This window comes from Pseudoalteromonas sp. 20-92 (assembly GCF_030847595.1).
In the GTDB taxonomy this organism is placed as follows: Bacteria; Pseudomonadota; Gammaproteobacteria; order Enterobacterales; family Alteromonadaceae; genus Pseudoalteromonas; species Pseudoalteromonas fuliginea.
Map to the genome: position 1 here is coordinate 193,042 of NZ_JANJGQ010000005.1, position 24,937 is coordinate 217,978.

Genomic DNA, 24,937 nt, shown 5'->3' on the forward strand with positions numbered 1-24,937 from the left:
TATTAAACACGGCAACTGGGTTCACTGCCACACAGGCAGCTTAGAAAAAATAACTTGAATACCGCGCCACGCATTACCGGTTCACTGCCACACAGGCAGCTTAGAAAATATTCACACCTTTGCCGCCGCTGCTATGCTTGTTCACTGCCACACAGGCAGCTTAGAAAACCGCCACCGCCGTTATCGTCGCCGCCGATGAGTTCACTGCCACACAGGCAGCTTAGAAATCCATGCTAAGCGTAAATAGCAGCTTGTATGGGTTCACTGCCACACAGGCAGCTTAGAAAAACCAATAAACCAAACCGCGATTATCAATAACGTTCACTGCCGCACAGGCAGCTTAGAAAAGTTGTAAATGTACGGTTGGTGCTCTCTAAATGTTCACTGCCACACAGGCAGCTTAGAAAATTGAAACAACAGCTAAAAGCTCCAATTCTTCGTTCACTGCCTTAGAAATAAAAAGCAAACGGCCCGCGTTGTTTTTTCTGGTTCACTGCCACGCAGGCAGCTTAGAAAAAGTACAAAATAAAATTAGCTATGGAGGATGCGTTCACTGCCACGCAGGCAGCTTAGAAAGCTAAAGTAGTCCATCAAACCATTACCCTCAAGTTCACTGCCACGCAGGCAGCTTAGAAAGGTACTGAGCCGTGAAACGATGTTGTATATGTGTTCACTGCCACGCAGGCAGCTTAGAAATACCCTAGAAGCTTGGTTTTGACCGTTATTAAGTTCACTGCCACGCAGGCAGCTTAGAAAATTTTGAAGGCTCCTTATAAAGTGGTTACAACGTTCACTGCCACGCAGGCAGCTTAGAAACAGCGATATAACGAAAGATTGCAAAGCCATTTGTTCACTGCCACGCAGGCAGCTTAAAAAGTTATGGAGTTAGGAAATTGCATGAGTAAATCGTTTATGGTTGTCAAAATGAAGGGTTACTTAATTACGTCGCTAACTTTAGGTCAGGGAAGTATAAATTATACGAAGTTTCTTTAATCTATTATGCTCCTATACAAATTCGCTTAATTATTTATTGCGGATTGGTATCAGAGACGTTTTTCAATCACTCAGTTCCACAATTGTTTGCGCTACGCTGTATAACGTTTTATGTGAATTCATCGCTTGCTTTTGAAGTTGTTTATGGGCTTGTTCTTCAGTGAGTTTTAATTGCTCAATAAGTATGTACTTGGCTTGGTGAATGACCTTTTGCTCACTAATAACTTTTTTAGCGTCAAGTAACGCTTGGTTTATTTGTTTAATATGCTGGCTTTGCTCGATAATTAAATCATACATACTTTTATTACTATTGAGCTTATCGGCCGCTATATTTTGGCTTACTTCTGGCTCTGGTTGCTTAATGGCTAATTGCCCAAAAGTCGGGGCTATGTGTTGCTCTGCCATATTGTTAAGTACCTGCTTATTGGTATTTAAACTGCGTTGAGCACAGGCTATTTGCATTGCTGCGGTATCAATTAATTGATCTGCTATATTTTGTTCAATTTTGTGCATTATATCTATGCGCGTGGTGGTTACTTCGTACCATACTTCACTCAGTTGTGAGAGCGGTTGGGCGTTCTCGTCATCGAGTTTTTGCAGTAAACTTCTAAGTTGCTCTACCTGATTATTAACCTGATGTGTTGTTAACGTGGCAAAGCATTTTAAAAGGTGCGCATCGGCGTACTCATTAAAAAAGTCAAAACTGTGGTTTTGTTCTTGTACAAAATGCGCGAGTTGTTGTTTTTGCTCAGTGGTAAATTTACTCGCTGCAAATGCTTGTGCACCACATGCTCGCTCTTGTCCTGCGTATTCTTTGCCTTGCATAAAGTTAAAAAATGCAACTAATAGGCGGGTTATTTTAGGATCGCTTGCGCCGTCTGCGGCTTCTAAAATAATATTGAGTAAACTAGCAATTAACTGCGTGAACGACTGCGTAGCATGCACTGCACTAATGTTTTGGTGTGCTATTTGGTTGCGTAGTACGGGCAATGCCTCAAGTGTTTGCAGGCTATAGGTAATTAAATTAAATAACCGAGTATGACCAGTATCGGCGTTGTCTTTTATAAATGTTTGTTTAAGAGAATCATAAAATGCAGTTTGTGCGCTGTTGCTTAAAGGAATTTGCTCTTGTAACTGGGTTTTAAAACGTTCACGATTTGAGGCTAAAAATATATTACTCATCGCGCGCTCTTTTTGTAACTGATGTACAAAATCGCCTAATTTAGTAAGCGAGGCACAACTGTTTTGTAATTGCTTTAGCGCGTGTATTTCTTGATATTTAGCCGCTAATAAAAACTGTTTTGTGAGAGGATTGCTTGTCGCCATTGGTATTATTCCACACTTTTTTGTTTTTAAAGTGCAACCATTGTTCCAATCATTAAGAAATTTCATCATTGAATTTAAAATCAAGCTAATACAATTACTTAAAGTGTTATTTTTGTTTGTCACTGTGTTTCTATAATTTAACTTACCATTACTTTTAACTTATTTGGTGCATTTAAACATGTTATTGCACACAACTTGAACCCAAATTAAAAACAAAAAAAGCGCTTACTCCTGGGGAGATAGTAAGCGCGAAAAGTGCATTATTCATTTTGTATCATGCGTTAACATTTATACTGTTTAATAACTCAGGACTAATTGCCATTTTATGATTTATTACTTCACCAATCATAATAAGGGTAGGGCCTTGAAGGTTGTGTTTAGCATGCTCATTTACTATCAGTTCAAGCGTACTAGTAATTACCTTTTGCTTAGTGGTAGTAGCGTTCTCTATTAGTGCAATGGGTGTATTGCTTGGCCAGCCCACTGATTGCAAACCATTACTTAGCGTTTGTAAGCGCGAAAGCCCCATATAAACCACTAAAGTGGGGTTGTTGTTTCCAGGCATAAACGCGTAATTTTGCCAATGAGGTTGCTTGTTAGGATCGGCAAACTGCGCCGTTAAAAACGTAACACTGCGTGCTACATCGCGTGCAGTGAGCGGAATACCCGTATAAGCGGAAGTAGCACAAGCCGTTGTGACACCCGGAACAATAGCAAAATTAATATTATGCTTACTAAGCGCATCGGCTTCTTCGTTAATACGTGCAAATATACTCGGATCGCCGCCTTTTAAACGCACTACATTTAAGCCTTGTTGCGCGTATTTAACCAGTAGTTCGCAAATGTTAGCTTGGGTCATCGAATGCTTACCCGCACGTTTACCTACAAATACTCGCTGTGCTTTTTTAGGAAGCGTTTTTAATAAATCATCGCTTACTAACCAATCATATAAAACAACATCGGCGGTATTAATTAAACGCTGCGCTTTTACAGTAATTAGCTCTGCGTCTCCTGGGCCCGCACCAATTATATAAACGTTGCCGCTTTTGACGCTGCGATCATTTGAGCTTGTTAACTTAGTAACAAGCTTATTTAGCCACACGTTTTCAATACCCGAAAAATAAGACAATACACTCATACTATTCCCCTAAGCCACAGCTGTTGTAACTTTTGGTACAGAGCTTATAAATACACTGCCGTCTTCAATTTTTGCACTAAAAACCGGTAAGTGTATTGCTTGTGCTTCTAAACATTCGCCTGTTTCTAGGCAAAAGTGTTGCTTATATAAAGGCGATGCAACAACTAATTTATTGTCGATTGAGCCAATAATGCCACGCGATAATACATTGGCTTTGCCAATCGGGTCGTAGTTGCTAATGGCAAACACAGCCGTTGGATTTTGTGGAATGTAAAAAATAGCCACTTGCTGATTATTAACTAATGCGCATACACCGCTATTAGCCACTAGGTTGTCGATTGTTCCAATATTATGCCAAGACATCAGCTTGCTCCTCTTCAACTTCCATTACTGGAATACGGTTTTGTGTATTACGTTGCTCACGTTTTTCGGCTTCTGTAGCTGGGCGAATTTGGTTACGCTCTTGCACAAATAATATGTTGTCGTCGGTTTCGGGGCTATTAACAAACTGGCGGAATCGTTTGGCTGCATCTGGGCTTTCAATCGCTTTTTTCCACTCACACGCATAGGTTTGTGTAATTAACTCCATTTGCGCTTCTAGCTCGTCGCAAATGCCTAAGCTGTCGTCAATGACTACGCTTTTAAGGTAGTCTAAACCGCCTTCAAGATTTTCCATCCATACCGACGTACGCTGTAATTTGTCAGCTGTTTTAATGTAAAACATAATTACGCGGTCAATGTATTTAATCAGTGTTGGCGTGTCTAAATCGGTTGCAAATAAATCGGCGTGGCGAGGGCGCATACCGCCATTACCACACACGTATAAGTTCCAGCCGTTTTCGGTAGCTATAATGCCAATATCTTTACTTTGTGCTTCGGCGCATTCGCGGGTACAACCCGATACCGCCATTTTAAATTTATGCGGCGCACGTAACCCTTTGTAGCGGTTTTCTATTTCTATTGCGTGTCCAACGCTGTCTTGCACACCATAACGACACCACGTACTACCCACACACGATTTAACGGTTCTAAGAGACTTACCATAAGCATGACCTGTCTCAAATCCGGCTTCTATAAGTCGCTCCCAAATAACAGGAAGCTCTTCTAAGCGCGCACCAAATAAATCAATACGCTGACCACCAGTGACTTTGCAGTACAGGTTAAAGTCTTTTGCTACTTGTCCTATTATAATGAGTTTGTCGGGGGTAATTTCGCCGCCAGCAATACGCGGTACTACAGAGTACGAACCATCTTTTTGCATGTTCGCTAGGTACGTATCGTTAGTGTCTTGTAAGCCAACATGAGCGGGTTCTAAAATAAAGTCGTTCCATGTTGAGGCTAAAATAGAGCCAATGGCAGGTTTACATATTTCACAGCCATGACCGTTGCCGTGTTTAGTTAGTAAGTCATCAAAGCTTTTAATGCTTTCAACTTTTACCATGTGCAGTAGTTCTTGGCGTGAATATGCAAAGTGCTCACATACATGGTTGTTTACTTCAACACCGCGACTTGCTAATTCGTTATCAACAACAGATTTTAATAACGCTGCACAACCACCACAGCCACTTGCTGCTTTAGTACATGATTTTACAGAGGCTAAATTGCATGAGCCGCCATCAATTGCACCTACAATGTCGCCTTTACTCACATTGTGACACGAACAAATAGTGGCGGTATCGGGTAGGGCACTGCCCGATAACGACGGCGCGCCGCCGCTGTCTGGTAAAATTAAACACTCAGGGTTTTCTGGTAAGTCCATGTCGTTAAGCATGTACTGCAATAAAGTATCGTAATCGCTGGTATCGCCAACTAGTACAGCGCCCAGTAATTTATCGCCTTTTTCACTTAGTATAATTTTTTTATAGCAGCCGCGAATAGCGTCTTGGTATATAAGTTCTTTACAGTCTGGCGTTTTTGCATGAGCGTCTCCAATTGAGCCTACTTCTACGCCTAGTAACTTAAGTTTTGTGCTCATATCAGCACCTAAAAACTCAAGCTCGCCGCCACTTAATTGACTCGCTGCAACGCGCGCCATGTTGTAACCCGGTGCTACTAAGCCAAATAGTTTTTTGTCCCACAGGGCACATTCACCAATGGCTAAAATATCAGGATCTGACGTTTGGCATTGGTTATTAATAATAATACCGCCGCGCTCACCCAGTTCTAAATCAGCAATTTTACCTAGCTGATCATACGGGCGAATACCGGCAGAGAACAAAATCAGATCTGTTTCTAAAAATGACTCATCCGAAAAATTTAATCTAAAGCGACTGGTTTCGCCTTTTACTATTTCGCTGGTCGCTTTTGATGTGTGTACCGTTACGCCGAGTTTTTCTATTTTATTTTTTAGTAGCGTACCGCCTTGTCCATCAAGTTGAACAGCCATAAGTTGCGGCGCAAATTCAACTACGTGGGTATCAAGCCCTAGTTGCTTAATTGCGTTTGCGGCTTCAAGCCCCAGCAAACCACCACCAATAACAACACCGCTTTTGCTTACAGCGGCACTGGCTTTTATTTGTTCTAAATCTTCTAATGTGCGATACACCAAACAATGGGGTTGGTCGTTCCCTTTTATAGGCGGCACAAACGGAAATGAACCTGTCGCGAGTATCAGTTTGTCGTATGGGTATTGCTCACCGGTTAATGTGGTCACTATTTTTGCTGTTCTATCAATGCCTTCAACCCACTGGCTGGTATGCACATTAATATTAAGCTGTTTGTAGTTGTCGTGAGTGGTAAGTGCTAAATCGGCAGCTGTTTTGCCATCAAATACACTTGATAAGTACACGCGATCGTATGCAAGATTTGCTTCTCCGCAAAGTACAGTAATGTCTGCGTTGGCATCGCTTTGGCGCATTTGCTCAACAAAGTGGTGTCCGACCATACCATTACCAATAATGAGTATTTTTTGCGAGGTTTGCATAGGGCATTCCTTAAAGTGACGGTTTAAATACAATTAACAAAAAAGCCCGCCACAAATACGCATTATGCATAACTGTGTGCGGGCTTCTTTGCCGGTGGTTGCTAATAGCTATTGTGCTCACAACCTAAATTTTTGCCGTAAGTAAAACGGGCTTGTTAATAGAATGTTTGCAAAAATACAGCCAGTTTTTTAAGTTATTGTTTAAATAGTATTTAATGTATTTTTAGAGTGAGGATAAAACCCGTTTTGTTATATTTTGGTGCGCGCCTAGCACTAAGAGGGTGCAAGTATTGTCATTGTTTTGTGCATTATCAGTCAATAAAACACTCATTATCATTGAGTGTGTATTGCGTTAAATTTAACCCATAAAATACGCACACGAATTACGAGCAAAATGATAAACACAAACTCAATAGATGCTTCACCGTTTCACGAAGGCGAGCTGGCAATACAAGACAAACTCGGTAAACGAGAAATAATGGCAACATTTGGCAAACGTGCCGTGCGCTCATTTATGCCAGAGCAGCATCAAGCATTTTTTGAGCAGTTACCGTTCGTGGTTGCAGGCAGTGTTGATGAAAACGCCGATGTGTGGGTATCTATTGTTTCAGGACAGTCAGGCTTTTTAAGCGCCCCCACACCTAGGTCGTTATTAATGACCCACGCGGTTGATAAAAACGACCCCTTACATGGCACGTTAAATATTGCCGGCTCGCCAATTGGTTTATTAGGCATTGAGCTAAGCACGCGTAGGCGTAATCGTTTAAATGTGCGCGTAGGTGAGGTAATTAGTGATAATAAAGTGAGTTTTAATGTTGATCAATCCTTTGGAAATTGCCCGCAGTATATTCAAACGCGCGACTTAACGTTTAATAGAGATCCTTTAGTTAAAAGTAGTGCAGTACAAAAAGTTGAATTTAATACACTTGATAACGCAGCAGTTGCGTTAATTGACACCACCGATACATTTTTTGTTTCAAGCTTTATAACTGCAAAAAACAATCCAAAAATTGAAGGGGTTGATGTTTCTCACCGTGGTGGGTTGCCGGGCTTTGTAAAGCGAGAAGGCAATACATTAACGATTCCTGATTACGCAGGTAACAATTTTTTTAATACCTTGGGTAACTTTTTATTAAACCCAAAAGCAGGTTTGTTATTTCCTGATTTTGACACGGGTAATGTATTAATGCTTACCGGCAGCGTTGAAATTTTATGGGACGGGCATCCAGAGTTAGAGGGCTTTATTGGCGCAGACCGAGGCTGGAAATTTACCCTCACTAAAGGAATGTGGCTTAAAAACTTACTCCCGTTTAGTGCTAAATTTGATGCTTATTCCCCTAACACTAAAATGACGGGCACGTGGCTTGAGGCTGATAAAAACAAACAAGCCGAAAAACTAAAACATACTTGGCAGCCTTTAAAAGTAACTAAAATAATTAAAGAAAGTAATGTAATTATCTCCTTTTATTTAGAAGGGCATAACAATACAACCTTGTTACCATTTAAAGCTGGGCAGCATTTAACCGTACAAATACAAAGTAAAAGTAGTGGTAATAACAGTAATAGCAAAGTCGTTATTAGAACCTACACCGTTTCATCAAGCCCTCATGAACTATTTTATCGGTTATCGATTAAAAAAGAGCTAAATGGCGAGGTTTCTAACTACTTTCATAATAATGTAAAACTCGGGAGCGTTATTTTAGCTAAATACCCACAAGGGCAATTTTTTATTGACTCAACCAATACTAAACCTGCGGTACTCATTGGTGGTGGAATAGGTATTACACCTATGATCTCAATGGCTAAATACATTGCCAATGAAGGGTTAAGAACCCGCTATACACGCCCTTTGCATATTTTCCATAGTGCTAAAAATACCCAACAGCGTGCGTTTTATAACGAGCTAAAAACGCTTGCAGATACGAGTGGCGGGGCAATTGATTACTACTCACTTTTATCGCAGCCTGAGCTTGATGAAAAACAAGGCGGTGGCTCTAATTTAAAAGATGAGAGCTTTCATTTAAAAGGGCGCATAAATGCGGATGTGTTTAGATACTATTTACCACTTGATGATTACGAGTTCTTTTTATGCGGACCTGATGCGTTTATGCAGCACGTATATAACGAACTGTTATTGCTCGGTGTGCAAGATAAAAACATATTTGCTGAAGCATTTGGACCCTCCAGTATTAAGCGCAAAGTACTTAACACAAACGAAGCGCCTAATAAAAGCAAAGAAATTAGCACTGAGGAAGCTGACAACACCGTAATTAAATTCAGTAAATCGGGCTTTGAACAGCGCTGGAACAAAGGCGACAACACTATACTTAATGTAGCCGAATCCCATGGTTTAGAACCTGAGTTTGGCTGTCGAAACGGCAGCTGCGGCAGTTGCGCCGTAAAAATAAACGCAGGCGCTGTGGTATATCGTAATAACGTAAGTTACCCAGTAGAGGCAGGGCAAGCGCTAATTTGCTGCGCCGTACCTGCTAAAGGCATCGAGGAGCTTGATTTAGAGCTGTAGTTATTAATATAGAGCTATGGGATAAAATTGCACTTGAGGTGTAAAAATTTGCGAAGCCCAAAATGGAATTAATACTGTTTTAGTTAATGACTATTTAGCTATCCGATTATGTATTTTTATTGGTAGGGTTTTCTTGAAAATACTGTGCATACAATACATCAGCAAAATCATTTTCACTAATTTCACCGATAACTAAATCTTTTACAGCATCAGCTATTAAATCGTTATCGCTAGTTAATTCGTATTCATTTAATGACAAGTACTCTAGACCAACAACTAGCCCTGTTCGTTTATTTGCGTCAGGCAATGCATGAGCTATAGCTATACTTGCTGTATATTTAGCTGCTATTTCAAATACATCATCCAATCCATCGTAGATAATTGCATTATCTATTCGCCCTAAAGCACCCTGTAATTTAGGAATGTCGACAGCACCTTTCATACCGGGTTCACTTTCTAAAATAAAAGCATTAATTTCAATAACCCTTTCAAATGGAAAGCAAATTATTTCCATTACATATGAGCCAATTTAGTAAATGTTTTTCTGTGCGTTCTTATAGCTAGTTTAGCTTCAGATTTTACAATTTGCTTACCTGATTCCCCAGATAAATCTAAAATTTTAGTTGCTTTAATCTTAGGTCTAGCAACTGCTGAAACGCCGTAAGCTTCTACTTTCTTATTCATCACAATCACCTTTTGATAACGTATTAAGTTGAGTATACATCTATATTATGAAAGAAAACATGGCAAGGTTGTAGAATAACTCTAACAGCTGAAATTAACTATAAAACGACATTTTGTAATTGCTCATATCCTGTTAGGCATTTTTAACCCATTCATAGAAAGATCTGAATGAATTATCTTTAGAAGCCAATTCGTCTAGATTTATATTATTAGCGAGTTTATGCAGCATAACCTTTCTTTCATCACCTTTATAGCTACGCATAAACTCTTTTCGATCTACTCCAATCCACGTTTCAATTGAAGGGTCCGGAATTGAATATTGCCAGCTATCTAATTCGACACCTCGGTTAAGCATATCTAAAGTTCTGTCATGTTCATTATCAGAGTCAGTTATAATTAAAACAGGTGCTTTAGTCATGATATTGGAGCTTGCGTTTGCAACTCTGGGGATAATCATTTTACCCATTGCAACAATGATATTTACTTTTTTTGAAAGAGCATATTGATTGAGTATCCTTGTTATAAGTATTGATATCAATTCTCGATCTGAATTACCTTCACAAATAACAACTAAATCTGATGTTAAATCAAAATTTAAATCTTGTTTTACTATGTTTGAAGACGTGTTGTCATAAGTAAAAGAATCGATAGTGGTGTGACCATCTTTCGAAACTAATTCCACTTCGCTTGAATGATAAACAATTCCTTTTTCTGCCGCTATTCGTAACTTTTCTTTTAGAATGTTTCTGAAACCTCTCGTTCCTAAAATAGCTGCATCTATATCTTCTTTACCAAATAGAATTATATTTAAGGACTTCCCTAACGTCAGCGCATCTACAGCATCTTTAGAATAGCCTGACATGGATATAAATATACCTAATGTCCCAAAAAGCTTTCCGTCAACTTTTCCCTTAAACTGATAAATTGATGATGCAGGAAGAGGATCTTTATGCCATTTAGCTTCAAGTAGAAAAATACTACCATCTAAGAAAAAAGAACCATCAATTTGCTCTCCCTCGGTTTTGTAACCAGAGCGTGGCTCTAACCCCTGTTCTAGTAAGCACTCTTTCAATATAGCCTCAAAAGAGAAGCCTCTATTTCTAAACCATTTTGGTTCAGCATCATTGGGAACATGGTTCCACTTTTTATATTCTTCTACGTGATTCATAAATAGCTCTTTGATGATTGAACTGAATATCTAACCGTTTATCAAAGGACATTTCTCTAATTTTCACATGACAATGTCCCTATATTGTGAATATGTATTAATAGCAAATCCCGTAACCTATTACCAATTATAAATATTATCACTGAATCTCAAATATCACTTAAACAAGCACAAAAAAAGAGGCTCAATAGCCTCTTTTAAAACAGTATTAAAAACTTAAAACTAAGCGAGTAAACCTGCTTTTGTTTCAGGCATTGCTATAAAGCCGTCAAGTTTACGAACGTTGTTTAGCCATCTTAAAATATTTGGGTATTGTTCAAGTGATACACCGCCCTCTGGTGCGTGTGCTATGTATGAAAAGTTGGCAATGTCGGCAATAGTAGGCTGAGTGCCTACTAAGTATTCACGGTTTTGTAAGTGTGCATCCATTGTTTTAAATAATGTGTGGGCAATGTTTATCGCGTTTTGATGATCAAGCTTTGCGCCAAATACAGTAACTAAACGCGCCGAACACGGACCTGACGCCACAAGCCCCGCTGCAACACTCAACCAGCGCTGAATTTGCGCTTGAACAGTAATATCTTCTGGATACCAAGTTCTGTTAGCATCAAACTTTTGTGCTAAGTACATTAAAATAGCGTTTGAATCGTTAATTACGTCATCGTTATGTTTAAGTACGGGTACTTGTCCAAAAATATTCATATTTAAAAAGTCAGCGTGCTTTTGTGCGCCGTTTTGCAATGCAACATCAACCATATTTACATTAAGCTTTAAAAGCGATGTAAATAGCTCTGCACGATGTGAATGACCAGATAAAGTAAAACGGTATAGCGTTAGATTGCTCATGGGTTGTCCTGTTTTTTTAATTTGAATAGTGATTTTTAATAACGCTATTCTTTCATCATTATGGGTTTTGAAAAACCGAGCTAGTAAGGAATAAATGTCAATGCTATATTGACAATCATGGATACTATTATTGGCATTAAAACAATCATCGCGGTTGTTGAAACAGGCTCTTTTACAGCCGCAGGCGACAGGCTAGGGCTTTCAAAGGCACTGGTAAGTAAATATGTGGGCATTGTAGAGGAAGACTTAGGGGTTAGATTATTTAACCGCTCCACGCGCAGAATTTCAATTACCGAAGCGGGGCAAAGTTATTACACAAGCGTAGTGCCTGTAATTGAAAGCTACAGCGAAATGCTCGATAACTTATCGGGTCAAACAGCACTTGCCAGCGGCAAACTTCGGGTGAGTGCGCCGGTGTCGTTTGGTGAATCAAACCTTGCGCCGTTAATGCCTGAATTACTGAGCCGTTATCCTGATTTAAGTATTGATTTAGTGCTTTCAGACAAAACAATTGATTTGCTAGAAGAGGGGGTTGATTTAGCAATAAGAATTGGCAGTGTGTCTGACTCTAATTTAATTGCACGGCAAATTACCAGTTACCCTTTAATTTTATGTGCATCAGCCGAATACATTCAGCGTTTTGGCGCACCAGCGAGTGTTGAAGAGCTTGAGCAGCACGCTACGGTGATTGATAGCAACTTTAAAATAGGTCGCCATTGGCCACTTGTTTCACCTACTGGTGAGGCATTAACGGCAAACGTAAACTCGCGTGTTTCGGTTAATAACCCGCAAGCAGTAAAAGAGGTGGTTGTAGCGGGTGGCGGTATTGGCTTAATCCCTGAAATAGTGGTGAGAGACGATATTGCATCGGGCAAGCTTGTGCAGGTTATGCAAGGCTATAAAACCTTTGAGTTTGGCTTATTTGCTATTTATCCGCATAGAAAGTTTGTGGCTCAAAAGGTCACGTCGTTTATTCAGTTTTTATTTGAAAAGTTTGAAGCTAAGCCAAAAACAAAAACCTAAAATCAGTTAAGTGATTTTAGGCTTTTAAGATTGATTTTAAACTTATTTAAAATAGCTACTTATTTTAAAATAACCACAGGCACATCGCTGTTTTCGAGCATTTTAATGGTGTTACTGCCCACAAAAAACTGCCTTAGTTTAGAGTGCCCAAATGCACCCATTACAATTAGTTCTACATTATTTTGCTCTTTATATTGCATTAACGAGTCAAAAATATTGCCCTCTAAAAAGCTTGCCGACACTTCAAAGTCCATACTGATAAGCTTGTGCTGTGCATTAACAAATTTTTCTTCAAGGTCTTTTTCGTTGTTTTTAATACTCACTAAATGGCAATGCAAACCATGTAACAAGCCGCCATCAATCACTTGTTGTAGCGCTTTGTCGGCTGTTTCGCGGCCGTCGTACGCAATCATAAATGATTTAGGTTGTTTAAATGTTTCTGGAATAAGCAAAATAGGTTGTGTTGCATTACGCACTAAGGTTTCTATATGTGAGCCCAGCACCGCAAAGCTATTACTATGTCCAGCACCATTTTGGCCAATAACAATAAGGCGTGTGTCGTCTTTTAAGTCTATAACGGTATCGAGCAAATCACCGTGGCGCTTCATTAATTCAAAATTAGTAATACCTGCCGATTTAGCATGCTCACTTACTGAGTTTAATAATTCGTCAGCCATTTTTAAATTTACTTTGCAGCGTTGTTCATCAAGCTTAGTCATTTCATCAAGAAGTGTTGACTGTGCACCAAGCCCAATACTACCAGAGTAGTCACCAACATTTGTTCGCTGCGTTTTTTCAATTGTATGTACAAAGCTAATTGGTTTATTTAGCTTTTTTGAAGCCCAAATAGCAGCGTCGGTTACATTTTTAGTAATGGCTGAGCCATCTACATAGGTAATTATTTTAGTCATTGCATTCTCCTTAATGTCCGCCAAGTAGTTTTTCGACTTCTTCAGGGTTGTTATGCACACCAAATTTATCAATTACAGTTTCGGTTGCGCTATTCATACCAATAATATTAACCGTTGCGCCTTCACGTCTAAATTTAATAACCACCTTGTCGAGTGACGATACACCAGTTATATCCCAAAAATGTGCATGGGTTAAATCAATTACGACGTTAGAAACTGCATTTTTAAAATCGAACGATGCAATAAATTGCTCAGCTGAGGCAAAAAATACTTGGCCAACGACTTCATAGGTTATTTTATCGTTGCTTTCATCATGCTTGGTTTTAACCACCATAAAGCGACCAATTTTATTGGCAAAAAACAACGTAGCTAACAACACACCAACTAAAACGCCAATGGCTAGGTTATGCGTGGCAACCACTACAATAACGGTGGAAATCATCACTATGTTTGATGAAAGCGGGTTCTTTTTTAAATCCTTAACAGAGGTCCACGAAAACGTACCAATCGATACCATAATCATTACGGCAACTAGGGCAGCCATAGGAATTAAACGCAGCCACTCATCTAAAAACACCACCATGATGATTAAAAAAGAGCCTGCAATAAAGGTAGAAAGCCTGCCGCGCCCCCCCGATTTAACGTTAATAATTGATTGCCCAATCATAGCGCAACCCGCCATACCACCAAATAAGCCTGCGCCAATATTAGCAATACCTTGGCCTTTACATTCTTTATTACGATCGCTCGTTGTATCAGTTAAGTCATCAACAATAGTGGCGGTCATCATTGACTCAAGTAAGCCGACAACAGCAAGACCAATTGAATACGGTAAAACAATTTGCAGTGTTTCGAGTGTTAGCGGTACATCGGGCCATAAGAATATAGGTAGAGTGTCTGGCAGTTCGCCCATGTCGCCAACGGTTCTTATATCAAGACTCAAAAATATTGAAACCAGTGTAATAACAACAATACACACTAAAGGAGAGGGAAGTATTTTTCCAATAGTTGGAATATATGGGAATAAGTAAATAATACCTAAGCCCGCTGTGGTCATCGCATAGACATGCCAAGTAACATTAGTCAGCTCAGGTAACTGCGCCATAAATATTAAAATCGCCAGCGCGTTTACAAACCCTGTTACAACAGAGCGCGATACAAACCGCATTAATTCACCGAGCTTTAAAAAGCCTGCAAATATTTGTAGTACACCAGTGAGTAAGGTAGCAACCAGTAAGTATTCCAAACCATGATCTTTAACTAGCGTCACCATTAACAGTGCCATTGCACCGGTGGCCGCCGATATCATGCCAGGACGTCCGCCTACAAAGGCAATAATAACGGCGATACAAAATGAGGCGTATAAACCTACTTTTGGATCAACACCGGCAATAATAGAAAAGGCAATCGCTTCAGGTATTAGGGCAAGCGCCACAACAATACCAGCAAGCACATCGCCACGAACATTAGAGAGCCAATCTCTTTTTACGTGATCAAACATGTAAATAACCTAATGAGTTAGTTTCCCAAAGTATAAGGGAATATTTTATTTAAATAACAGTGATTCTCGCACACCTAATAAAGCTTACAGATAAAGCGCTGACAAACAAGGAAGATAGATTACCTAAGGGCATTTTAATTTTAAAAAGCACCTATGGTTAGATGAAAAGTTAAGATCTTGGTATTTATAGAATTCATAAGCTAGCTGGATTATTTGCGATACTAATGATTTTAACACCTCTTATGCTTAGAACTTTTTCCGTCATATCTATTTTATAAACACGGTATTAATTCGCATAATGCAAATTAATAGAGTTGCAACATGCATAGAAATCGCTCTATTTTATTTTTTTATAAAGAATTCAATGTACTAAATTTTGGAATGAAGTCTGCACTGATTTATTTACTTAATAAATAAGGGCAACTAATTATGAAATTAACCCAATTATCCACAGCACTTTTATCACTAGTTCCGTGTGCTGTTTTAAGTCAGCCATTTGATGAATGTCCAAGTCAGGCTTTTTTAATGCAAAACTCAAAAGCACAACTGTATGGAATAGATTTAGTGTCTGCTAAACCTACCGTTTTAACGACAGAGCTGACATTTGCAAATGAGGCTAATAATGAAAGTGTTAACGCAATAGGCTTTAATTATAAAGATCAATATTTATACGGGTTTAGTAAGCAATTACCAAGTAGTGTTGTGCAAATCGGTGATGATTTTGAAATGAAACGCTTAGATGTTGTGGGTCTTCCTGCAACAAATTTTTACGTTGGTGATATTCAAGTCATTGAAGATGAAGGAACTCAGAGCGCTTCATATTATGTTTATACTCCAAATTTTGGTCTTTATTCTATCAACCTAGATGGTGATTTAGATGCCTCTATTACGGCCACACTTCTACCTGATTCAGATACATGGAAGCTAGGTATATTTGATTTCGCTTTTCACCCAAAGAGTAATTTATTATACGCTGTAGAATCTAATGGTGACTTGCATGAAATAGACATAGCAGCTAATACCGCTCGATTTATTACTCAAGTAGACATTGGTGATGATACTGGGGCTTTTGGAGCTGCATACTTTGATATTAATGGGCAATTTTATTTCAGTAATAACAAAAGCGGTAAAATTCATAAGGTTGATTTAAGCATTAGCCCAGTTGTTGACTATACGCCGGTTGCTAACGTATTTACATCAGGCCCTAAATCAAGCCAAAACGATGGGGCACGTTGTGCCATAGCTGAAGTTAAAGTCACCGATAGCTCAATTGATTTTGGTGATGCACCAGCACCTTATAACACTAGTCTTGAAAAAAGTGGCGCTAGGCATCTGTTCGATCCTAATAGCACTGGCAGTGAGTTAATTTATCTAGGAGATTCTGTTGATGGCGAAAATATAAATACAGAAGCTGATTTAGTTAATTTTCCGATTGATGGATCGGATGATGGGGTTAGTTTTGTAACTGCAATATCTGCAGGTCAAGATAGCCAAATCATAGTTAGGGCATCAGCGACTAGCTTTTTATATGCATGGTTTGATTGGGATCAAAACGGAGCATTTAGTGAAGATGAACGAACGGTCACCAAACTTCAGCTTAATGAGGGTGATAACAGTATTCTGGTCAGTGTTCCTAGTAATACAAAATCAGGCCAAACATGGGCTCGATTTAGAGTAACTGATGGTACCGAAGCCTCGCTTATCACCGCAACAGGGGGAGTACTTGGCGGCGAAGTTGAAGATTACGAAGTAACTACATTTGCCAGTGCTGTGTATCCAGGTGAGAGTGATTGGGTAACGCTTGCTTACGAAGATAAATGGCCGTTTGCAGGTGATTACGATTTTAATGATGTCGTACTAAATTACAGAACGACTCAGTTAATAGAAGGGAGCAGTGTAGTTGGCTACAAAATAGATGGTCAACTTATAGGTATTGGTGCGACCTATCATAATGGCTTTGCTGTGAGGCTAAAGGAAACGGTAAATGGTAATCCACTCTCAATTTTAAGAAATGAAGTTGATGAGAGTGCTATTTCTTTGGTTATTGATGGGCAATTGCAAAATGGCCGTTATTTAGAAGAAAACCGCGATGAAGCTATTCTAATTTTTATGCAAGATACGTGGGAGTATGTTTCTAAACAGTCCGGTTGTGAATACTTTAGAACAGAAAATAACTGTGATGATAACGTTAAAGTCACATTTAGCATGACCATTCCATTAAAATTACCAAAAGCAATTACAGCCTCTCCAGGTACGCTTCTTGACCCCTTTATTTTTGCAACAGATGGTTTTTATCATGGAGACTTTTTGGTAGGAAAAGAATCCAGAAGCTGGGAAGTGCATATCAAAAATCAAACGCCGACTGAAGCGTTTGACTCCTCATTTTATAACTATGTTGGCTCTGATGATGTGAGCGATCCGAGTAAAGGTTTGTATTTCCTTAGTGAAAGTGGCTTACCTTGGGCAATGGAAGTTGGTATGCAATGGCTTCATCCACTTGAGGGTGTTGATATAACTGATGCCTATGGCAGCTTTGCCGAATTTGCAGAGTCATCGGGTGCGCAAAAAACAAAATGGTTTAATGATTACAGTATTAATAATGTTGTAAAAGGGGATCAATAATGAATAACGCTATTATAATTTCAATGTTATCACTAGGTTTAATTGCATGTGGCGGCTCGGGTTCAGAAGAATCAAAAGCTCCTGAGGCAGCGGTATCTCCACCTTTGGAAAGTTCAAATGAACCTGCAGGAATAGCAGCTTTACAAATTGATGAACAATTTAACCTTTCCACTAAATACTCACTTAATCTTGATGTTGATCTTGGACTGGGAGATGTTAGAGCGTATTTAAATGTATGCCAAAAGAAAATATCAGCACAGCGGGCAGATTATAATAACTGCGTTTATAGAGGGCCATTGGCCAATAGTATGCTTGAAAAACAGCTTACGTTGAGTCGCGAAGATATTGAGTTAATAGCCGAAATTTGGTTTTACGATAGCTCTACTCAGCCACTTTCATATTCATGGAAATATAATTCAGGCGAACAACAACAGTTATTTATAATGCGATAACCTTTGAAAGTTTTCACTCGCGGGGTCAAAAATTTATGTTTAGAGCCTTAGGTATTAATAATCCGCAACGATTTTTTTTGCGGATTATTCTTTTGTTAGCCGCATTGTTATTTATTGCACTTGCGTATAATCCTTTAGGGCATTTTTATGCAGATGTGTTTGTGTCTCTGCGCTTACAATTATTGTCAGCTGCGTTAGTGTGTGCGCTGCTATTAATTATCCTCAAACTATTTAAATTAGGAGCCACATTACTACTTGTGTGTATTGTAGGGGTTACCCCTGTGTTATTTAATCTATCTAGCTCAACATCCTACAGTGGGCCGGTATTATCTGTTAAGCAAATAAACTTAAACTATAGTAATAAATATATAGAAACTCATTTAGCAACGTTGTTGCAAAAAAAATGGGATGTGTTGATTTTACAAGAATTCAGCGACAAAAATCGTAATTTACTGAACCAATTTTTAAGTACAACTGATATGTTTGGCTATGAAGAGATAGAAGGAATTCCCTATGGCATAGTTGTTTTATCACGAATACCTATGGTGTATAAGCATCAAGTTAAACTGGATGCTGATAGATTAGGTTACATTAAATTGAAGTTTTTATTTATAGATCGCATTGTCACGGTTTTTGTAGCTCATCCTCCTTCCCCACGGTCAAGACAACATTGGCAAAATAGAAATACGTTATTAGCAGCACTAAACACGGCAGCACATAATGAAAAGGGCGTTTGGGTAATCGCTGGTGACTTAAATATTGTCCCTTGGTCTCAATACTTTAATTGGGATGATAGTAAAACGTGTTACGGAGAAAGTGAGCGGTATGTGAGCTTTATGCCTTTTGAACGTGGGCGATCTATTTTTACAGGCTTAGCCATAGATCATTGTATAATGAGTGAAGGCATTAATTTGCAAAGATTAACAGTGAGTGACTTTAAAGGCAGTGATCATAGAATGCTTAGTTATGATTTAATCATTGATTAACCTTAAAGGCTCAGGATTTTATGCTGAGCCTTTAAAAGTCGGTTTGCGTAAGCTATTTAATGGGCTTTGGTATATAAAAATTGCTCACGATGGTTTAATCGTCTGTTTTATATCATGTAATAGGTGCTGAAAATTTCGTTTGTGAGGAAATAACATAAAAGCAGCCGCTGTAATACGTAAGGCTTTAAATTTAAGCCCGATTTCCCTGTAGTACTCACCATAACACTCTAACATTCTCGCTTTAGCTTTAAGCTTTGTATCAAATCCAGTATCGTTTTTGCATCGAGAAATGATTACTTTCATTGCATTAAGTCTATTTTTTCTATTTGCTGTGATTGAGCCTGCCCTCATTAAATAGCCCATTGATGTTTGAAGTGAAAATGCAACATCACCAATTCGAGCTAATTTTAACCAACAATCCCAATCACTTGCGCTATTGAGTGAAGTATCAAACTTTCCAACGAAGCTGATTGCTGATTTTTTTACCACCACAGAAGACGTGCCTATCACATTAGCAAATAGGAGTAAGTCCATAGGTGATTTAAGGTTTTGATACCCTGTGCTATTTTTATCTATAAATTTTGAGAACTCCGGCCAATAAGAGAAACAATCAATAATTGGTTCATATTTTTCATTTACATGCATGTAATTAGTAAAACTTAAAACACAGTCACTATTTTGTTTCATATAGTTAATTTGATTGGATAACTTGTCGTCTGTCCAGTAATCATCGGCGTCTAAAAAGGCAATGTAATCGCCTTTAGCCTCAGATATTGCTCTGTTTCTCGCTTTTACAACCCCTGTATTTGGTTGTGCAATGACTCTAATTTCAGGCAGTGTTTTTTGAAGATTTTCTAACCATTCGACACTGCCGTCAGTTGAACCATCATCGACGACGAGTATTTCGTAGCTAATATTCTCTTGTCTAACAATGCTTGATATTGCCTTTGCTAAATAGGGTTTACAGTTGTAATTAGGAATAATAACGCTTACTTCAATGCTCATATTAAGTAACCTTCATTTTCTCAGGTAGTTAGACTACGCAAGATAAGCGCCAACGATTTTAATACGCTTCGGGGCGATTTTTTGTTTAATGGTTTGCATATTGCGATTTATCTTCGCATATTGATTTTTTAATGCTCATTTAAGCCGTTTTTTGCAGGGCATAGTTCTTGCGAAGTAACATTAAGTTTATCTGGAGTTTTTAAAATGAAACATATTGGTATTGTTGTCCCCAGCTTTCACATTCCATCAGAAACGTTTGTCGTTACTGAAATCAATGCTTTAGTTAAAGCAGGACATAAAGTAAGTGTGCTGACGTTCGAAAACTTGAATGAGTGCATCAATTTAGATAATAGCGTTCGTATTATTGTTATAAAAAAATCGACTCAGTCTGCTATTAGTTTTGCATTACAACACCCTGTTATGGCACTTAAAAGTAGCATATTGGCCAGTAAATTTAGCGCTATCTCTCTTGTATCGCTAATGGGTTATGGACTGAATATTGCTGAGATAATTCATTCTCGTAAAATCTCTCATATACATTGCCATTTCATGCATGCCCCGCTCACATATTCAATAGTTGCCAGCAAAATTGCAGGTGTTAGCGTGTCCTCAATAGGGCACGGTCACGATGTTTACGTGAACGATTCTGATTTAAAACTTAAATTATCACTGTGTGATTTCTCAGTTGCGGTATGTAAAGACATGCAGATAAAGCTAAATAATTACAGCGCAGGTAAGGTTCAATTACTGCACTGTGGTATCGATTTAAGTATGTTTAACGCCAAACCAAGTCGTCTAAATGAGTCAGTAAAGCTCTTATTTATAGGGCGATTAGTTGAAAAAAAAGGTCTGCAATTTCTATTACCAGCAATAAAAAAGTTAAATAAAAAATACTCTATTTCGCTAGATATTGTAGGGGAAGGGCCTTTATTAAATGATCTAATTTATTTATGTGAAGAACTTAATATTGTTACTGAAGTTAAGTTTTTAGGTGCAAAAAGCCCCACATGGTTAGCAAAAAACACCAGTGATTACTCTGCCTTAGTGGCTCCTTTTTGTGTGTCTAGTAATGGTGACCGTGATACCGGTCCTGTGGTTTTAAAAGAGGCGATGGCCAGTGGCATTCCTGTAATAACGACAGAACTGATGGGAGCAAAAGAAATTGTTAATGACTCCGTTGGGTTTAAATGTGAGCCTTCTAGTATTGGTGGTCTCGAAAGAATTTTAACTGAATTTTGTGATCTTAGCCCGTATGAAAGATACGAAAAAGGACTAAATGCTAAAAAATTAGTGACTAAAAAGTTTGATGCAAATTCGCAAGCTAAAAAGCTATCTAACTGGATTCAAACTGTGTAGGTGAAACTATGAATGGAATTAAGCAAATTGCATATTTTGGTTTATCTACCTTATCACTTAAAGTGCTGGGGTTTGCTTTATTACCTATTTCTACACGTATTTTGAGTCAAACTGAGTTTGGTGAGCTAACTTTTTTAGTGTCAATATCAGCGGTTATGTCGTTACTTTTATGTTTAGGCTTACCGGAATTACTTTTTAAGCAACAAATAAACAACCCTCAAAAAAAGCGAGCATTATTTAGAGATGCATTTATTTTATGTGGTTTTTTCAGCAGTATCTTTGTGTGTGTATGTGTTTACTTTGTAGAGCCGTTTAGCGCGTTATTGCCTGTTTCATTAACTTTGATAGATATAAAACTGTTGGCTGTTAATTTAGCACTATCATCGCTGCTTTCAATTTTATTTTGTTACTTTAGATATTACGAGATGGCTAAGCAGTTTTGTATTTTAGCTATACTACAGGGCATTGTCCAAACTGTGTGTACGCTTGTATTGCTTTATTTAGGCTATGGGGTAACCGGTGTGATGGTGTCGGGTGTTGTATCGAGTGCTTGTGTATTATTTATAGCATTATCAGTTGTTTTTCAGCAGATTAGCATCGGCTTTAAATATATTCCTTGGAATATTAGCTATAAAAATAGTCTGTTCTTATTAAGCATTATTATCTCTTCATTGTTTGTATACGCAAATAACGGTGCTGAAAACTGGTTTATTGTAGCAAGTGTAGGTAAAGAAAAACTAGCTCAATACTACGTTGCAGTGCAGTTTGCATTAATGGCGTCGTTTACTTTTGAACCGATTAGAATGTGGTGGTTTTCTCGTCGTTTTAATGAGTTAGCACAAGATCGTACTCGTTATGTGTTTTTATGCGAACTTAGTTTGGATATTGGCATATTACTTTGTGCGTCTATGACGATAGTGGCGCCTCATCTTTTAGCCGTAGTATTACCCGATAGCTATCAATTAAATATATGGCTGTTACCGAGTTTAATTGTGATTGTGGTACTAAGACACCACAGTGATTTATTAAATATTGGTTGTTATACCAAATTCAACGGTTTTTTTGTCACTGTAGTGAATGTTATTAGTGCTTTAACAGCACTGATACTGCTTTTCTTTTTGGTGTCTGAATTAGCTGTACTGGGTGCTGTTATTGCTTTAATGGCAGCCCAGTTATTAAAAGCAATACTTTTTTTTGTTATAAGTCAAAAGCTTGAATATTTATCGTTTAGTGTAAAAAACCTTGTGCCGAGCTGGGGATGTTTTTTAGTCATTTATATGATGAGTGCTTTTGACTTTCCACAATATGTAATCTGCCAACTCATCACATTTATCTGTTTTTTAATGATCCTTTGTCATAAATATAATCAAATAATTAGCAATGTCATTCATCACATATTGAAGGGCAGAGTGCATGATTAATTGGTATAAAAAACATTGTTTAATTATAAATGGGTTGCTTATTACAGCGCTAACGCTTGTGCTGTATATTTTATTTGGTCCTATTGCTGCATTTGCATTATTACTGCTGCCATTTGCAGGATACTTAGCGGTTAAGATAAGTACTGTATTTATTATTTTTTTTATTCTATTTAGTTATTTTAGATTACACGAAGCCTTTGTTTTTTTAATGCCCCTCAAAATACCTAAAATGTTGGCGCTCGCCTCGCTGTTAGGAATTACATGGCATTTGTTTATTTCAAAAACCTTAAAGCCACATTGGAGCTCAACACATCTGATTTTTGTTATTTGGTTTGCTTGGCTTACGGTGTGTGTGTTTAGTGCAACAAACAAAGGGCTGGCAATAGAGTATTGGATAGGGGTACTGGTTAAGGTATTTATTATGGTGTTTGCTATCAGCTGGTGGCTAACACGGTTCTCTCATTTTAGTTTTGTTCGCATGGGGATCATGATCTCTGGTGTTGCTGTTGCATTGGTTGCTTTAAACAACAAAATTAATGGCATTGGTCTAATTGAGGGTACTCGGGTGACTATTTCTCGTGAGTATCGCTCACAACTGGGTGATCCAAACGATTTATCTTTAGTGTTAATGTTTCCGGTTTCTTTTTTAGCCGCTGAGTTATTCAATTCACAAGTTAATAAATACCGTCGAATATTTGCAGGAATCGGTTTAATTTTTACTATTTCTGGTGTTATTGCTACGCAAAGTCGCGGTGGGGTACTCGGAATTGCGGCTATCTTAAGCTTCTTTTTATATCAAAAAGTAAAAAATCCTGTCGTTGTTGCAATGTGTGCAGGTGTTGCGATGTTAGCTATGATGGTTTTTGCTGGTATAAGCGATAGGCAAAGCGGTGGAGCTGCAGAAGATGGGGTTGATGAATCTGCAATGGGGCGAATATACGCGTGGCAAGCGGCAATTAATATGGCGCTGTCGAACCCCTTAACAGGCGTTGGTGTAGATAACTTTTTTGTAAATTATTACTTTTTCAGTCCTCATTGGGATGGCAAGAATCATGCAGTACATAGCACCTGGTTTCAGGTTTTAGGTGAAACAGGTTTTGTTGGAATATGTATATTTCTGGTTTTAATTGCCAGTATTTACCGAAGTCTTTCGAGAGTTTATTGCATTAATAAACTTAACTATAACCACCAAGTTGTTGTTAATGCTAATGCATTAAAGGCTGGCATTATTGGGTTTATGGTTGCTGGTACATTCCTAACACAAGCATTTACTTGGCCTTTATATATTATTCTGGCACTAACAATTGCGCTAGAAAAGCTCACAATACAAAGCAATAAGGAATCGTAGTATGTTAATACATTTTAAATACTGGCTTAAGAATAGCCCTCATCCTGTTGCGAAATCGCTGTTTTATTTTGCAACTTATCTTCGCAATCCACAAATGGTGGTTATTCCGTTATTTCACTCTGGATTCTATTACCTACATCAATTTTTAAAAACATTTTCCCATGAATTACTAAGAATACTTTATTACACCCCACTGTTTAAAAGTCAGATAAAAGGGAGTAAAAAACAGTTGTTTCTTTACTCAGGTATGCCACAAGTTTTGGGGGAGCTTAAAATTGAGTGCAGCGATAATGTACGGATGTCGGGTATATCGACTTTTTGTGGGCGGATGGGTAGCGTTACCACGCCAACTTTAGTTATTGGTAATAATGTAGATATAGGTTGGCAGAATGCATTTTCGGTAGGTCGAAATATTACGTTAGAAGATGATGTGCGGCTCGCGGGACGTATTTTTTTAGCCGGTTTTCCTGGCCATCCAGTTGATTGTGAACGAAGAGCACTTGGGGAGAGTGATGATGAGTCTCAAATTGGCGACATTACTATTAAACGTGGTGCGTGGCTTGGTACTGGAGTGACTGTTCTTGCTGGCGTTACTATAGGCGAGGGGGCTATTATAGGCGCAGGAAGCGTTGTTACGAAAAGTATTCCGCCTTTTACTATTGCAGCAGGTAATCCGGCTAAAGTGGTCAAACACATCAAGGAATAATAAT

General features: G+C 38.4%; 20 protein-coding genes and 1 CRISPR repeat array (1 of these 21 cut by a window edge). Of the genes, 9 read left to right on the forward strand and 11 right to left on the reverse strand.

What is annotated here, in order from left to right; genetic code table 11:
• Nucleotides 1-876: direct repeats of the CRISPR family, unit length 28 nt; unit sequence GTTCACTGCCACACAGGCAGCTTAGAAA (it extends 1,605 nt beyond the left edge of the window).
• Between the two features lie 180 nt (nucleotides 877-1,056).
• The 4 genes from NRL14_RS07390 to nirB all read right to left on the reverse strand — a co-directional run bounded on the left by NRL14_RS07390 (nucleotide 1,057) and on the right by nirB (nucleotide 6,380).
• Nucleotides 1,057-2,319 (reverse strand): nitrate- and nitrite sensing domain-containing protein, encoded by a 1,263-nt coding sequence (locus NRL14_RS07390; RefSeq protein WP_306724340.1) that lies wholly within the window; start codon nucleotides 2,317-2,319, stop codon nucleotides 1,057-1,059.
• Between the two features lie 274 nt (nucleotides 2,320-2,593).
• The gene (gene cobA / locus NRL14_RS07395; protein WP_306724341.1) at nucleotides 2,594-3,457 is read right to left on the reverse strand and encodes a uroporphyrinogen-III C-methyltransferase; all 864 of its coding nucleotides are present in this window, start codon (nucleotides 3,455-3,457) and stop codon (nucleotides 2,594-2,596) included.
• A gap of 9 nt (nucleotides 3,458-3,466) precedes the next feature.
• Complete coding sequence (gene nirD, locus NRL14_RS07400; RefSeq protein ID WP_306724342.1) at nucleotides 3,467-3,820, reverse strand: nitrite reductase small subunit NirD; 354 nt, start codon at nucleotides 3,818-3,820, stop codon at nucleotides 3,467-3,469.
• Complete coding sequence (nirB, locus tag NRL14_RS07405) at nucleotides 3,807-6,380, reverse strand: nitrite reductase large subunit NirB (RefSeq protein WP_306724343.1); 2,574 nt, start codon at nucleotides 6,378-6,380, stop codon at nucleotides 3,807-3,809. The genes nirD and nirB overlap by 14 nt, the downstream gene beginning before the upstream one ends.
• A 394-nt stretch (nucleotides 6,381-6,774) precedes the next feature.
• Here nirB and NRL14_RS07410 point away from each other — a divergent pair, with 394 nt between their 5' ends.
• On the forward strand, nucleotides 6,775-8,904 hold the full coding sequence (locus NRL14_RS07410; protein WP_306724344.1) for a pyridoxamine 5'-phosphate oxidase family protein: 2,130 nt from the start codon (nucleotides 6,775-6,777) through the stop codon (nucleotides 8,902-8,904).
• Between the two features lie 106 nt (nucleotides 8,905-9,010).
• Here NRL14_RS07410 and NRL14_RS07415 read toward each other — a convergent pair whose 3' ends face one another.
• From NRL14_RS07415 to NRL14_RS07430, 4 genes are all read right to left on the reverse strand, one after another.
• Nucleotides 9,011-9,418: a type II toxin-antitoxin system death-on-curing family toxin gene (locus NRL14_RS07415; RefSeq protein ID WP_008135481.1), complete on the reverse strand. Its 408-nt coding sequence runs from the start codon at nucleotides 9,416-9,418 to the stop codon at nucleotides 9,011-9,013.
• A complete protein-coding gene (locus tag NRL14_RS07420) occupies nucleotides 9,418-9,588 on the reverse strand; it encodes a hypothetical protein (RefSeq protein WP_007375222.1) in 171 nt (56 codons plus the stop codon). Before NRL14_RS07420 ends, NRL14_RS07415 begins: the two co-directional genes overlap by 1 nt.
• A gap of 133 nt (nucleotides 9,589-9,721) precedes the next feature.
• On the reverse strand, nucleotides 9,722-10,756 hold the full coding sequence (locus NRL14_RS07425) for a TOPRIM nucleotidyl transferase/hydrolase domain-containing protein (protein WP_306724345.1): 1,035 nt from the start codon (nucleotides 10,754-10,756) through the stop codon (nucleotides 9,722-9,724).
• Nucleotides 10,757-10,978: 222 nt separating this feature from the next.
• Nucleotides 10,979-11,602 (reverse strand): glutathione S-transferase, encoded by a 624-nt coding sequence (locus NRL14_RS07430; RefSeq protein ID WP_306724346.1) that lies wholly within the window; start codon nucleotides 11,600-11,602, stop codon nucleotides 10,979-10,981.
• 117 nt (nucleotides 11,603-11,719) lie between these two features.
• Between NRL14_RS07430 and NRL14_RS07435 the strand changes: the two genes are divergently transcribed.
• Nucleotides 11,720-12,625, forward strand: a complete 906-nt coding sequence (locus tag NRL14_RS07435; RefSeq protein WP_306724347.1) for a LysR family transcriptional regulator — start codon at nucleotides 11,720-11,722, stop codon at nucleotides 12,623-12,625.
• 59 nt (nucleotides 12,626-12,684) lie between these two features.
• On the opposite strand, the gene NRL14_RS07440 is transcribed toward NRL14_RS07435, so the two are convergent.
• Together NRL14_RS07440 and NRL14_RS07445 are read right to left on the reverse strand one after the other, a co-directional pair.
• The gene (locus NRL14_RS07440; RefSeq protein WP_306724348.1) at nucleotides 12,685-13,536 is read right to left on the reverse strand and encodes a universal stress protein; all 852 of its coding nucleotides are present in this window, start codon (nucleotides 13,534-13,536) and stop codon (nucleotides 12,685-12,687) included.
• Between the two features lie 10 nt (nucleotides 13,537-13,546).
• On the reverse strand, nucleotides 13,547-15,037 hold the full coding sequence (locus NRL14_RS07445) for a SulP family inorganic anion transporter (protein WP_306724349.1): 1,491 nt from the start codon (nucleotides 15,035-15,037) through the stop codon (nucleotides 13,547-13,549).
• Between the two features lie 429 nt (nucleotides 15,038-15,466).
• Between NRL14_RS07445 and NRL14_RS07450 the strand changes: the two genes are divergently transcribed.
• The 3 genes from NRL14_RS07450 to NRL14_RS07460 are packed head-to-tail and all read left to right on the forward strand — an operon-like array spanning nucleotide 15,467 to nucleotide 19,097.
• Nucleotides 15,467-17,659 (forward strand): LruC domain-containing protein, encoded by a 2,193-nt coding sequence (locus NRL14_RS07450; protein WP_306724350.1) that lies wholly within the window; start codon nucleotides 15,467-15,469, stop codon nucleotides 17,657-17,659.
• Nucleotides 17,659-18,111, forward strand: a complete 453-nt coding sequence (locus NRL14_RS07455) for a hypothetical protein (RefSeq protein WP_306724351.1) — start codon at nucleotides 17,659-17,661, stop codon at nucleotides 18,109-18,111. Before NRL14_RS07450 ends, NRL14_RS07455 begins: the two co-directional genes overlap by 1 nt.
• A gap of 35 nt (nucleotides 18,112-18,146) precedes the next feature.
• Entirely contained in the window at nucleotides 18,147-19,097 is a 951-nt protein-coding gene (locus NRL14_RS07460; protein ID WP_306724352.1) for an endonuclease/exonuclease/phosphatase family protein, read from the forward strand.
• 84 nt (nucleotides 19,098-19,181) lie between these two features.
• Here the strand turns inward: NRL14_RS07460 and NRL14_RS07465 are convergent, their stop codons facing one another.
• Nucleotides 19,182-20,102: a glycosyltransferase family 2 protein gene (locus NRL14_RS07465; RefSeq protein WP_096793286.1), complete on the reverse strand. Its 921-nt coding sequence runs from the start codon at nucleotides 20,100-20,102 to the stop codon at nucleotides 19,182-19,184.
• A 204-nt stretch (nucleotides 20,103-20,306) separates the two neighbouring features.
• Here NRL14_RS07465 and NRL14_RS07470 point away from each other — a divergent pair, with 204 nt between their 5' ends.
• Genes NRL14_RS07470 through NRL14_RS07485 form a run of 4 tightly spaced genes read left to right on the forward strand, consistent with a single transcriptional unit; the run spans nucleotide 20,307 to nucleotide 24,933 of the window.
• Nucleotides 20,307-21,458 (forward strand): glycosyltransferase, encoded by a 1,152-nt coding sequence (locus tag NRL14_RS07470; RefSeq protein ID WP_306724353.1) that lies wholly within the window; start codon nucleotides 20,307-20,309, stop codon nucleotides 21,456-21,458.
• Nucleotides 21,459-21,466: 8 nt separating this feature from the next.
• The gene (locus NRL14_RS07475; protein ID WP_033030596.1) at nucleotides 21,467-22,879 is read left to right on the forward strand and encodes a lipopolysaccharide biosynthesis protein; all 1,413 of its coding nucleotides are present in this window, start codon (nucleotides 21,467-21,469) and stop codon (nucleotides 22,877-22,879) included.
• Nucleotides 22,872-24,227, forward strand: coding sequence for an O-antigen ligase (locus tag NRL14_RS07480; RefSeq protein ID WP_306724354.1), 1,356 nt, complete (start codon nucleotides 22,872-22,874; stop codon nucleotides 24,225-24,227). Before NRL14_RS07475 ends, NRL14_RS07480 begins: the two co-directional genes overlap by 8 nt.
• 1 nt (nucleotide 24,228) lies before the next feature.
• Nucleotides 24,229-24,933, forward strand: a complete 705-nt coding sequence (locus NRL14_RS07485; RefSeq protein WP_306724355.1) for an acyltransferase — start codon at nucleotides 24,229-24,231, stop codon at nucleotides 24,931-24,933.
• Nucleotides 24,934-24,937: the final 4 nt, after the last annotated feature.